Origin of the sequence: Colwellia sp. MT41 (assembly GCF_001444365.1) — a bacterium.
Lineage (GTDB): Bacteria > Pseudomonadota > Gammaproteobacteria > Enterobacterales > Alteromonadaceae > Colwellia > Colwellia marinimaniae.
Genome location: NZ_CP013145.1, coordinates 1,419,673 through 1,432,522 on the forward strand (window position 1 = coordinate 1,419,673; position 12,850 = coordinate 1,432,522).

Below are 12,850 nucleotides of genomic sequence, written 5' to 3' on the forward strand. Positions count from 1 at the left end.
TATAAGACAAAATTTATGCCGAGCAAGCAAACATTTCCTGAATTTGAGTATCCCGTCGCCTATTGTATCGCCGGTGTTGACGAAGTAGGTCGTGGTCCTTTGGTCGGCGATGTCGTTACTGCTGCCGTCATCCTAGATCCAGATAACCCCATAGCAGGATTAAAGGATTCTAAAAAGCTGTCAGAAAAGAAAAGAGCTCAACTTTCTATTGAAATAAAAGCCAAGGCAATTGCCTGGTCAATAGGACGAGCAAGCCCACAAGAAATAGACAGCCTAAATATTTTGCACGCTACCATGCTTGCCATGCAGCGTGCTGTAACCTGCCTTAGTGTCGAGCCTGATTTTGTCCTTGTTGATGGCAACCGCTGCCCAACGTTTTTAAGCTCAAATAGAGAAGGGCAAAGACTCAATGGCAAGATTGCTAGTCAAGCTGTGGTTAAAGGTGATGCCCGAGTTGCCGAAATAAGCGCGGCTTCGATTATTGCTAAAGTTGCTCGCGATGCTGAAATGATCGCCTTAGATAAACTCCACCCTGAGTATGGTTTTGCTAAACACAAAGGTTATCCAACCAAGTTGCATTTAGAGAAAATTATTGAGCATGGTGTACTTGACTGCTATCGACAAAGCTTTAAACCTGTCGCTAGGGTATTAGGTACTTACCATGAGTAAAAGCATGAGTAAAAGCATGAGTAAAAGCATGAGTAAATCCATGAATGAAGGTATGAGTAAAGGTATACAGAATTATGACTGAGATGCATACCGAAGAAATAGTAACGGAAGAGCCAAGCGTTTATCAGCCGCCTAAATTTATCCACTTACGTGTACATAGTGATTTTTCTATGTGTGATGGCTTAAAAAAGGTCAAACCGATAATTGCTCGAGCTGCTGAGTTCAATATGCCAGCGATAGCGCTGACTGACCAAACTAACTTATGTGGCTTGGTGAAATATTACCATGCGGCTCACAATGCTGGTCTCAAGCCTATTATTGGCTGTGATCTTTGGGTGAAAAGTGATGAGTTGGCAGATGAGCTCTCACGAATAGTGGTGCTTACCACCAATAATGTCGGTTATAAAAATATCACCGAACTTATCTCTAAAGCCTATTTGCGTGGACATATACAAAATAAAGCCGTTATTGATAAATCATGGCTGATAGAATATAAAGAAGGCTTACTTTTACTTTCTGGTGGTCGTGAAGGTGATATAGGTAAAGCCTTGCTAAAAGGTAATGCTGAACTTGTTAATGAGATGGTCAGTTTTTACCAGCAACATTTTGATCGTTGCTTTTTTCTTGAGTTAGTGAGAACGGGTCGCGAGGATGAAGAAAACTATATTCACCTTGCCGTTGCCCTAGCTGAACAGCAAAATTTGCCCGTGGTTGCTACCAATGAAGTGATGTTTCTTTCACCAGAAGACTTTGATGCCCATGAAATTCGTGTTGCCATTCATGATGGTTTTACCCTAGATGATAAGAGGCGTCCTAAGCGATACAGTCCTGAGCAGTATTTACGCAGCGAAGCAGAGATGTGTGAGCTGTTCAGCGATATCCCCGAAGCATTAGCCAATAGTGTCGAAATAGCAAAACGCTGTAATGTTACGGTAACTTTAGGTGAATATGTCTTACCAGACTTTCCCACCGAAGGGCTGGAAATTAATGACTTCTTCATTAAAGTATCAGAAGAAGGCTTAGAAAAACGTCTTGACCAGCTTTTTGATCGTAAGGCCGATGACTTTGCTGACATTAGAGCTCGCTATGACGAGCGTTTAAAAAGAGAACTTGAAGTGGTCAATAACATGGGTTTTCCCGGTTATTTTCTCATCGTGATGGAGTTTATCCAGTGGAGTAAGGACCACAATATTCCTGTAGGCCCTGGGCGAGGTTCAGGTGCTGGCTCTCTGATTGCCTATTCGCTTAATATTACCGATATTGATCCCTTGAAATATGACTTATTATTCGAACGCTTCTTAAACCCAGAACGTGTTTCCATGCCCGATTTCGATATCGATTTCTGTATGGACCGGCGTGATGAAGTTATTGATCATGTGGCCGAGCTTTATGGTCGTGATGCGGTTTCGCAAATTATTACCTTCGGTACTATGGCGGCGAAGGCCGTTATCCGTGATGTTGGCCGTGTATTGGGTCATCCCTACGGTTTTGTTGATAGACTTTCAAAGCTTATTCCAATGACCCCAGGCATGACCTTAGCTAAAGCCTTTGAAGAAGAACCTAAGTTACCCGAGCTCTACGCTCAAGATACTGAAGTCAAAGACCTTATTGATATGTGCCGTATACTTGAAGGCACGACACGTAATGCGGGTAAACATGCGGGTGGTGTGGTTATTTCTCCGACCACTATCACAGATTTTGCGCCACTTTATTGTGATGCCGAAGGTAAAAACCCAGTTACCCAGTTTGATAAAAACGATGTTGAAGATGCAGGTTTAGTTAAATTTGATTTCTTAGGTTTAAGAACACTGACCATTTTGCAATGGGCCATTGAAATGGCTGATGCAAAATTACTTAAAGTCGGCAAAGAGCCTATTGATATCACCAAAATAGATCTTGAAGATAGAGCCTGTTATAAGCTGTTACTTGCCTCGAAAACGACGGCAGTATTTCAGCTTGAATCTAGCGGCATGAAGTCGTTAATTGAGAAGCTAAAACCGGATTGTTTTGAAGATATCATCGCACTGGTGGCTTTATTTCGCCCAGGACCTTTGCAATCTGGCATGGTTGATAACTTTATCGAACGTAAACATGGCCGTGAAGAAGTCAGTTATCCCGATGAAAAGTGGCAGCATATTGACTTAAAACCTGTGCTCGAACCTACCTATGGCATCATCTTGTATCAAGAACAAGTGATGCAAATTGCGCAAGTACTGGCGGGGTATTCACTGGGCGGTGCCGACATGCTACGCCGTGCCATGGGTAAGAAAAAACCTGAAGAAATGGCTAAGCAACGCGCCGGTTTTGAACAAGGTGCCAGGGATCGTGGCGTTGATGGCGAATTGGCGATGAAAATCTTCGATTTAGTGGAGAAATTTGCTGGTTATGGTTTTAATAAATCTCACTCTGCCGCTTATGCCTTAGTTTCTTACCAAACATTATGGATGAAAACCCATTTTCCTGGACCTTTTCTGGCGGCGGTAATGTCGGCAGACATGGATAATACCGAGAAAATTGTTATCTTGGTTGATGAATGTAGCAATATGGGTATCGATTTATTGCCCCCAGACGTTAATGCCGGACAATACAAGTTTACCGTCAATGATGACGATCAAATTGTCTATGGTATTGGCGCTATTAAAGGGGTCGGTGAAGGCCCAATTGAAGCTATTATTGCCGCACGTCAAGCCGGTGGTCCTTTTAGTGATTTATTTGATTTATGTGCACGTTTGGACTTAAAAAAGACCAATAAACGTGTTTTACAAAAATTAATAAAATCAGGTGCCATGGACGCCTTAGGTCCCAAGTATCAAAAGGGCTCAACCAAGGAGCAAGGTGCTAACCGAGCGGCACTATTTGAAAATCTGCCTGAAGCTATTAAAGCGGCAGAGCAACATGCCAAAGCTGAGTCATTAGGCCAAAATGATTTATTTGGCTTAATTAATGATGAGCAAACTGATTCAAGACAAGCGTTTAAAGACGTTAAAGCCTGGTCTGAAGAAGTTTGGCTTGATGGTGAAAAAGAAACCTTGGGGCTTTATTTAACTGGGCACCCGATCAATCGTTATTTAAGTGAAATAAAAAAATATTCGACTAGTCGACTCGTTGGCATGCAGCCAACAGGTCGTGATAATCAAGCGGTCGCCGTTGGATTAGTCATTGGCGTACGGGTGTTAGTCAATAAGCGCGGGCGACGCTGGGCATTAGTTACCTTAGATGATAAGAGTGCCCGTATGGATATTCGCCTCTTTCCCGATGACTATGATCGCTTTGCTGAGTTGCTGGTAAATGATGCTATTTTGGTTTGTAGTGGACTGGTCAGCTTTGATGATTATTCAGGTGGTAATATAATGACCGCTCGGGATATAATGACAGTCACTGACGCGCGCGAAAATTATCTTAGCTCTATTGATATTAAAGTCGATAACAGCTTGATAGCTGATAACTTTATTGAAAAGTTTGCCCAGGTATTAACGCCTTTTAAAGAAGGTACCTGTCTGGTAAGAGTTTTTTATCAGCGCGAAGAAGCTCAAGCTATACTTGAGCTCGGCGTACAATGGCGAGTAACGCCGACCGATATGTTGTTATATGAATTAAAAACATTGCTTGGTGAAGACAATGTCACCATGGAATTTAAATAACTCGCTATTGAAATGTTATAAATTTTAATAGCTTAAAACGATTTTAAAATTAACTAGATTTATTAGGTAAAAATAAGCATGTCATTAAACTTTTTAGATTTCGAGCTGCCTATTGCTGAGCTTGATGCAAAAATAGAAGAGCTAGAGTTAGTCAATAACGGCCAAGAGCTTGATCTTGATTTAGACGATCAAATCAAGCAACTGCGCGAAAAAAATAAAGAACAAACTAAAAAAATATTTGCCAACCTTGACCCATGGCAAACCGCGCGTGTGGCACGTCATCCCCAACGTCCTTACACACTGGATTATATTCCTCGTATTTTTACCGAATTTGATGAGTTAGCTGGAGATCGCGCTTATGCTAATGATAGAGCTATTGTTGGCGGTACTGCGCGCTTAGATGGTCAACCAGTGATGATTATTGGTCATCAAAAGGGCCGAGTAACCTCTGAAAAAATCAAACGTAATTTTGGTATGCCACGTCCAGAAGGCTATCGAAAAGCCTTGCGTTTAATGGAAATGGCCGAACGCTTTAATATGCCGATCATCACCTTTATTGATACACCGGGTGCTTATCCAGGCGTTGGTGCGGAAGAGCGAGGCCAAAGTGAAGCTATTGCCCGTAACTTAAAAGTAATGGCGCGGCTAACGGTACCTATTGTTTGTACCGTTATTGGTGAAGGCGGCTCGGGTGGTGCACTGGCGATTGGTGTTGGTGACAGAGTAAACATGTTGCAATATGCTACATATTCAGTAATTTCCCCAGAAGGTTGTGCCTCTATTTTATGGAAAACAGCCGACAAAGCTCCTACTGCGGCTGCTGCAATGGGCATAACCGCAACACGTATCAAAGAATTAGATCTGATCAATAGTATTGTTGAAGAGCCATTAGGTGGAGCACATCGCGATATAGATCTGATGGCCGCTAACCTTAAACAAGCGCTTAAGAAAGATCTAGCCGAGTTAGCAGGCTTAAGTAAAGAAGAGCTTATTGAGCAACGTTATGACAGATTAATGTCATTTGGTTACTGTTAATTAATACTGCCAACGGCAACTTGCTGTTGGCTTTTCCTATGCAAAAAATATCCTCAGTCATTCACGCTACCATTAAACAATACCTCCAACCTTACGGAGATATTGAGCTTATTATTGCCTACAGTGGTGGGGTTGACTCACAAGTCCTCTTACATGCCATAGCGCATTTAAAACAAAATAAAGTTATTACTAATACGATTACGGTTTGTCATGTTAATCATGGACTCAGTGATAATGCTTCTAGCTGGCAAGAATTTGCTCAGCAAGAATGCCTTAAACTGTCATTTAACCTTATTGTTAAAAAGGTGCAGGTGCAGGTGCAAGCACAGCACTCGCTTGAAGCCTTGGCTCGAGAGGCAAGATATCAAGCGTTAAGATCAGTGAGACACAAAAAGTCATTAATTTTAACTGGCCATCATAGTGATGATCAAAGTGAGACTTTTTTATTAGCACTTAAACGTGGTGCTGGTTTGAAAGGTTTAGCGGCCATGGCAGTAGTCTCTCAACTTGGTCAGCATTTATTGCTTCGTCCTTTACTGGCTATTTCTCGTCAAGAAATAGAAGCCTATGCTAAAGCTCATCAGCTTAGTTGGGTCGAAGATGAGTCAAACCTTGATACTTGTTTTGATCGTAACTTTATCAGGCAACAGCTTATGCCCCTTTTGCGTCAACGCTGGCCCAGTATTAGTAACACTATTAATCGCAGTGCTAGCCATTGTTTAGCGGGACAAGAGTTATTAGATGAACTGGCTGAGCAAGACTTGAGCCTATGCAGAGCCAGTGAGGAAAGTTTGCATATTGAGCAGTTAACGTTGTTATCAATAGCACGCTTTAATAACCTCATTCGCTTTTTTATGGCGCAACATGCTTGCTTGATGCCAACGACTGAGCAAGTTAAGCAAGTAAGACTGCAGTTAGCGGCCGGCGATGATAAAAATCCACAAATTAAAGTTGGACTACAGGTATTTCGCCGCTTTAAAGGGCAATTATTTTTAACCCCAGATTATAACGATATTAGTGACTGGCAAGGGCAAGTCGACCTCTGCGAAGGCGTCTGCTTGCAAGGTAACCGACCTCAAGGTAATGGCCAGCAGAGCAAACCCTTATTGACTTTACCGGATAACTTGGGTGAGTTGGTTTTTAATATTAATAGCAAAAAAAATAACAATCAAGATAGGGCAATGCTCCGAATTTGCTTACCTAAGCAAGGGCAGCAAGTCAGTGTTCGTTTTAGTCATCAAAATCCTAAGTGCTTGCCTGATTTTAGACAGCATTCTCGTAAGCTCAAGAAGGTACTACAAGAGTTAAATATTGCCCCATGGCAGCGTAAACGCATTGCTTTCTTATATTATGATAGTGAGTTGGTCGCAGCGATAGGCCATTTTATTTGTCAGCCATTTATTGCCAATGACAGCGAAGCAGGCATGCTTATATCATCATCAGTTTCTGATAATCATTAAACTAATAAAGGTTAACTACATAACCTGAGCTCTGGATAATGAGTGCTTGATGGCTAAGTAAAAATAACAACTTACGATTATTAAGAATAAAATTTACCAAATCAGTCGCAATATATGTTATCAATGTTTCAATTTATTCGATTATCAAGGTAAAACGTTTATGAATAACATGTTATTAATCGACGTTTTAACGCTGATAATCAGATAAAGGGGAATATTGAGCAAGTGCTGCTTATCCATAGTTCAGGTTACATAGTGGTACTGATATAAGTAATGAGCATACCCTCCCTACCAGCTTAATATTAAAAAATAAAAGGCGGCCAGTACAACATTGTACTGGCCGCCTTTTATTTTATGGCTTGTTTAAAGTTTAGCTAAAGGGGCAATGTTTAATACGACTCTTAGCTCTTAGCTCTTAGTTATATAGTGTGATGCTGCCGCTGAAAATACTACATCCGTCGAGCTATTCAATGCTGTTTCGGCTGAGTCTTGAATAACACCAATAATAAAGCCAATAGCAACAACCTGCATAGCAATGTCATTATTTATGCCAAATAAGCTACAGGCTAAAGGAATAAGTAATAAAGAGCCACCAGCCACACCCGAAGCGCCACAAGCTGAAATAGAGGCGACCACGGAGAGTAATATCGCGGTGCCAAAACTTACTTCAATATTTAAACTATTTGCTGCCGCCAATGTTAATACGGTAATGGTAATAGCAGCGCCTGCCATGTTAATAGTTGCGCCTAATGGAATCGACACCGAGTAGGTATCTTCATGTAAATCTAACTTTTTACATAATGCCATGTTCACCGGAATATTTGCGGCTGAACTACGGGTGAAAAATGCGGTAATACCTGACTCTCTAAGGCAAGTAAAGACTAAAGGATAAGGGTTTTTCTTGGTGATGATAAAGACAATAAGAGGGTTTACTAATAAAGCAATAATTAACATAGCGCTGAGTAATACGGCAACCAAGTGCGTATATTCGCCTAGAGTACTAAAACCCGTAGTCGCAATGGTATCGGCCACTAAACCAAAGATGCCCAGTGGCGCAAAGCGTATTACCAGGCGTACAATACTAGAAATAGCTTCGCTTAAGTCATGCACCATGGCTTTACTTGACTCACTAGCATGTTTTAATGAAAAACCTAACCCCAAGCCCCAAGCAAGTACAGCGATGAAATTACCATTAGCAATAGCCGTTATTGGATTCTCAACCACTTTAAAAGCCAGCGTAGCCAGCACTTCGGTTAATTTTTGCGGCGGATTAGCGCTAGCTCCGGCTAAATCTAAGGTCAGCACAGTGGGGAAGGCAAAACTTAATAAGACCGCTATAAAGGCCGCACTTAGGGTACCTATTAAATATAAGCTAACGATAGGTTTTAATTCGGCACTACTATCGAGTTTTTGATTAGCAATAGCTGAGGTAACCAATACCAGCACTAGAATTGGAGCAACCGCTTTTAATGCGCTAACAAATAAACTGCCGAGCATGCCAAATTCCTTGGCTGACTCTGGTGATATGGTGGCAAATATACTAGCTAAAATAATTGCGATAATTATTTGGCTTACCAAACTGGTCGATTTTAATTTTTGAAAAAATGATGCATTAGGTGTTGTTGCGCGGGTCATTGTTTAGCCTGTTACTCGGTGATTATTATTTATGAGGGAGGTTTTATCATTGAAGAATAGTCATTGTCTAGATCTATTCGACCAACGAGGAGAATTAAGCGCTAAAATGACTTTAGTCATAGAAATAAAAGACCATGCGGGTATAATTGCGCCATTAATATAATGATCACCTTTGGAAACACTATGCCTGCAGAACAAGCATTAAAGAACCGTAGTAATAATAGCTGTGAACTATGTACTAGTAACGATGCCTTAGTCGTTTATCCGGTACCACCAACAAGTGATTTAAGTGCTCAGCAGTCTATTTATATCTGTCAAAATTGCTTATCACAGATTGAAGGACAAAGTGAGTTAGACCTTAACCACTGGCGCTGTTTAAATGACAGTATGTGGAATCAAGAGCCTGCAGTGCAAGTTATGTCTTATCGAATATTGCACAAACTGTCTGCGGAAAGTTGGGCACAAGATGCCTTAGAGATGATTTACATGGAAGATGAGGTGAAAAAGTGGGCTGAACAGGGCATTGCCGCAGAGCGTAGTAATGGACCTACCCGAGATAGTAATGGTACAGAATTACAAGATGGTGATAATGTTACCTTGATTAAAGATTTAAAAGTCAAAGGGGCAAACTTTACCGCCAAGCAAGGTACCATGGTACGTGGTATAACACTCACGGAGAACCCTGAACATATTGAAGGTAAGGTGAATGGTACTCGTATTGTCCTAGTATCAGCTTTCTTGAAAAAAGCCTGATATCAGCTAACGATTCAAATCGACTCAATGTTCGCGGTTGCTCTGCGAACAAGTGACGTCAAGGTATGCTTTAATTAGCCTAGGCTCAGACAATAAAAAACGCTGTGATAGTGATATCACAGCGTTTTTATGTAGATAAGGGGTAAGTTGTTAGCTAAGAGAATCATTAGCTCACTTACTCAAACGAGAAAACTATTTATTGGTGATTCTTTCTGAAAGACTCACAAGCCTCTTGATCTTCACATTCACCATAAAGGTATAAGCTATGATTGGTTAGTTTTACCTTGTTAGCAACGGCAATATCTCTTTGTCTTTGTTCAATCACGTCATCTTCAAACTCGATTACTTTACCACACTTTAAACAGACCAAATGGTCATGGTGCGCTTTATGGGCTAATTCAAATACTGACTTGCCACCTTCAAAATGGTGGCGGGTAACGATACCAGCATCATCAAATTGGTTTAATACTCGGTATACCGTAGCTAAGCCAATTTCTTCATTTTGCACTAGTAATATTTTATAAACATCTTCAGCACTGATGTGTTGATTATTTGGCTGTTGAAGAATACTAAGGATCTTTATTCTAGGTAGGGTGATTTTTAATCCAGCTCTTTTCAGTTCTTCGTTTTGTTCAGCCATATTAAGTCTCTAAGGTGATTAAGTAATGTAATATCAAAATTATAGGGGGTTATAGAGAAAGAGAAAAGCTTTAGTTTTATTCTTTGGTGAAATTATTAGTATTGTTTAAAAAGCTAAAAAAAAAGCCCATTTAATGGGCTGTATTTCTATTATATCCATGGGTAATGTAAGGTTATGCGGAAAATTCAGCCAAACACATTTCATCATTCAATTGCACGAGCCATTTATCAACACGTTCTTCAGTCAATTCACTCTGTCTATCTTCATCAATACATAAGCCGATAAAAGTATTTTCATCAACAAGGGCTTTTGATGCTTCAAACTCATAGCTTTCGGTTGGCCAGTTGCCAACAACGATGGCACCTTTACTCTCAACGATATCGCGTAATGGCTCCATTGCATCACAGAAGTATTCGGCGTAATCTTCTTGGTCGCCTAGGCCATAGATAGCAACTAATTTGTCGGTGAAATCAATTTCTTCTAAATCAGGTAAAAAGTCATCCCAATCACATTGGTTTTCGCCGTAATACCAGGTAGGAATGCCTAAAATTAGTAAATCAAACTCAGCGATTTCCTCTTTAGTACTTTTGGCGATGTCTTTAACTTCAACCAGGTTCTTGCCAAGTTTTTTCTGGATCATTTTTCCAATTGCTTCAGTATTACCGGTATCACTGCCGAAGAATAAGCCTACGATTGCCATGAATTTTTACCTTATGATGCTTTCTTAAAAAATTACTTAACGTGTGCGGCTAATGACTCTATCAGCAGCGCCTCTATTAATTCACTTCGACTCACTTGTTGAGTGTTAGCTAATTGCTCTAATTGTTCGAATAAACTGTGATGAACTTTAAACTCTACCCGCTTTAAGCCATTGTTTTTATCACGTTTAACTTGATTTCGTTTATTAATCTTTATTTGTACGCTGCGAGAATGAGGGTTCGTTTTCGGGCGGCCAGGGCGTTTTTCATTATTGAATAAATCAATAGTGGTTAAATCGGTTATTTCTTTTGCCATGAGTTAACCCATACCCTGATTTTCCCAGACAAACTGGATAATACCCTTAACCACAAAACCGAAACAGCCAAAAAATAAAACAAAGTATACGACCACTTTACCCATTTTTGGCACATCGTTTTTATTCATCAAATCATGCATGGATAAGCCAATAAAACCAAAGATAAAAAGGAAAAATAAATTCAGGCCAATAGCCTCAATAAGCTCAAAATGTTCTACTAGCATAGCGATTGATTGTTTCTTATACACTAAGGCCAAAAACATTAAGGCCAAAAAATTGGCGGGATTATAGCATATCATTTACCCCAAGCCATTAGCATTTCTAACTAACGGTTAAATAATAACAATAGTGTTTGTTGGCACTCAGTATTTTCACTTCATTAACGCTAGTAAGGTAAACTACTAAATATCATTTTATATCGATTTATCAGTCGTTAACTCTTAATAAAATCAATCACGATTTTGTTAAAAGCTAGGGTTTTTTCTGCATGTAGCCAATGTCCTGCGCCTTGAATTATTTTTGCTTTACTGTTGGGAAATAAGGCCAGAATAGCCTCTCTGTGTCCAGGCAAAATATAATCAGAATTTCCACCCTTGATAAACAAGGTTTCCCCATTATAGGGTACTTGATTAGCTGTTAATTCATTGGCTTGCATTATTTGCGGGTAGCACAAACTAATGTTGCTGAGGCTGCATTTGAAAGCGAATTCACCATGTGAATTAAGCGCTAAATTACGTAATAAAAACTGTCGAATCCCTAGGTTATCGACAAAAGGCGCAAGTTGCTCATCAGCATCTTTTCGCTTAAACACTTGCGATAAATCGATAGCTTGTAGGCCGGTTATGATCTTTAAATGGTGGGGCGGGTAACTCACTGGGGCAATATCGGCTATCAGTAATTTTCTGATCCGTTCCGGTTGCGCTAAAGCAACTTGCATGGCTATTTTTCCACCCATAGAGTGGCCAAGCAATAGACAAGTCTCAATGTTTAAATGGTCTAATAAATTGATAATATCTTGTGCTAACTCAGAGTATTTCATGCTGCTAGCATGGAACGAATTACCATGGTTTCTTACGTCAACACTGGTGACACAATAAGTCTTACTTAAAGGTTTTGCCACCATGTTGAGGTTTTCTAAGCTACCAAATAAACCGTGTATAAGCACAAGGTGTTCACCCGTGCCGGTTTGCTTATAATTCAGTATTTCGGGTTGTTTTGTCATACTCTACTTTGGTTGTTTTTGTCCATTATTGACAATAGTGTCATATTTTTAACTTATATTTGCAAATAAATGAGTTCAACAGACTCTCATTTCACTATATAATATTCCGCGAATTATTTAAGTTAAGGGTAACAATGAAAAACATCGAAATAGATGAAGAGCTTTATCAATACATTGCCACGAATACACAATATATTGGTGAAAGTGCTTCTGCCATTTTACGTCGTTTACTAAAGTTGGATTTAGCAAATGACGTTGCCGCCGTTACCGTTAATGAAATTTCAGCTGAAATTGAAGTGAAAGTTGCCATTGACTCTGAAAAACCAGTAGTGCATGTTAACACTGCCGTAGTCAAAGAGCCTGAGGCAATTAAGCGGGTGAAAGTGCTGCCTGATAGTCATGAAACAGTGTTTAACTTTATTAATAAAGAAGAGCTGGCCATGCAACGGGGCGCTGTTGGCCGTTTTTTATTAATCCTCGCTGCGTTATACCGTGCTCATCCACAACAGTTTGGGGTAGTAACCGAGATCAGTGGTCGTGATCGCTTGTATTTTGCTAACAGTGAAAATAAATTAGCAGAAAGTGGCAGTAGCACTAAACCTCGCCAAATACCCGAAAGTCCTTTTTGGGTTATCACAAACTCTAACACCACACGTAAAAAAATGATGTTAACCAAAGCCTCAATTTCACTAGGTTATAGTGACCTTGATGTTGAGAAAATTCGTGAGTTACTTTAACTAAATTGTTGAATAGACTCTAACTAATAGCCATTAATCATTA

The 12,850-nt window shown here is 40.1% G+C and carries 12 protein-coding genes; 6 read left to right on the forward strand and 6 right to left on the reverse strand.

Going from position 1 to position 12,850, the window contains the following annotated elements; translation table 11 throughout:
• Positions 1-15 precede the first annotated feature (15 nt).
• From rnhB to tilS, 4 genes are all read left to right on the forward strand, one after another.
• Positions 16-669 (forward strand): ribonuclease HII, encoded by a 654-nt coding sequence (rnhB, locus tag CMT41_RS06020; RefSeq protein ID WP_057180297.1) that lies wholly within the window; start codon positions 16-18, stop codon positions 667-669.
• An 83-nt stretch (positions 670-752) separates the two neighbouring features.
• A complete protein-coding gene (gene dnaE, locus CMT41_RS06025; protein WP_058028157.1) occupies positions 753-4,310 on the forward strand; it encodes a DNA polymerase III subunit alpha in 3,558 nt (1,185 codons plus the stop codon).
• A 78-nt stretch (positions 4,311-4,388) separates the two neighbouring features.
• Complete coding sequence (gene accA / locus CMT41_RS06030) at positions 4,389-5,345, forward strand: acetyl-CoA carboxylase carboxyl transferase subunit alpha (RefSeq protein WP_058026634.1); 957 nt, start codon at positions 4,389-4,391, stop codon at positions 5,343-5,345.
• Positions 5,346-5,383: 38 nt separating this feature from the next.
• Complete coding sequence (gene tilS / locus CMT41_RS06035) at positions 5,384-6,805, forward strand: tRNA lysidine(34) synthetase TilS (RefSeq protein ID WP_058026635.1); 1,422 nt, start codon at positions 5,384-5,386, stop codon at positions 6,803-6,805.
• Positions 6,806-7,213: 408 nt separating this feature from the next.
• Here the strand turns inward: tilS and sstT are convergent, their stop codons facing one another.
• Complete coding sequence (gene sstT / locus CMT41_RS06040) at positions 7,214-8,440, reverse strand: serine/threonine transporter SstT (RefSeq protein ID WP_057180306.1); 1,227 nt, start codon at positions 8,438-8,440, stop codon at positions 7,214-7,216.
• Between the two features lie 183 nt (positions 8,441-8,623).
• Here sstT and CMT41_RS06045 point away from each other — a divergent pair, with 183 nt between their 5' ends.
• Positions 8,624-9,193, forward strand: a complete 570-nt coding sequence (locus CMT41_RS06045; protein WP_058026636.1) for a PhnA domain-containing protein — start codon at positions 8,624-8,626, stop codon at positions 9,191-9,193.
• A gap of 196 nt (positions 9,194-9,389) precedes the next feature.
• Here CMT41_RS06045 and fur read toward each other — a convergent pair whose 3' ends face one another.
• The 5 genes from fur to CMT41_RS06070 all read right to left on the reverse strand — a co-directional run bounded on the left by fur (position 9,390) and on the right by CMT41_RS06070 (position 12,070).
• Positions 9,390-9,833: a ferric iron uptake transcriptional regulator gene (gene fur, locus CMT41_RS06050; protein ID WP_057180308.1), complete on the reverse strand. Its 444-nt coding sequence runs from the start codon at positions 9,831-9,833 to the stop codon at positions 9,390-9,392.
• 172 nt (positions 9,834-10,005) lie between these two features.
• A complete protein-coding gene (fldA, locus tag CMT41_RS06055) occupies positions 10,006-10,533 on the reverse strand; it encodes a flavodoxin FldA (protein WP_057180310.1) in 528 nt (175 codons plus the stop codon).
• A 32-nt stretch (positions 10,534-10,565) separates the two neighbouring features.
• On the reverse strand, positions 10,566-10,847 hold the full coding sequence (gene ybfE, locus CMT41_RS06060) for a LexA regulated protein (RefSeq protein ID WP_057180311.1): 282 nt from the start codon (positions 10,845-10,847) through the stop codon (positions 10,566-10,568).
• Between the two features lie 3 nt (positions 10,848-10,850).
• Positions 10,851-11,072: a DUF2788 domain-containing protein gene (locus tag CMT41_RS06065; RefSeq protein ID WP_057180391.1), complete on the reverse strand. Its 222-nt coding sequence runs from the start codon at positions 11,070-11,072 to the stop codon at positions 10,851-10,853.
• A gap of 209 nt (positions 11,073-11,281) precedes the next feature.
• Positions 11,282-12,070 carry an alpha/beta fold hydrolase gene (locus CMT41_RS06070; RefSeq protein ID WP_058026637.1) on the reverse strand — a complete coding sequence of 263 codons (789 nt, stop codon included), beginning with the start codon at positions 12,068-12,070 and terminating at the stop codon, positions 11,282-11,284.
• Between the two features lie 134 nt (positions 12,071-12,204).
• Between CMT41_RS06070 and seqA the strand changes: the two genes are divergently transcribed.
• Entirely contained in the window at positions 12,205-12,807 is a 603-nt protein-coding gene (gene seqA, locus CMT41_RS06075; RefSeq protein WP_057180316.1) for a replication initiation negative regulator SeqA, read from the forward strand.
• The last annotated feature ends 43 nt before the right edge of the window (positions 12,808-12,850 follow it).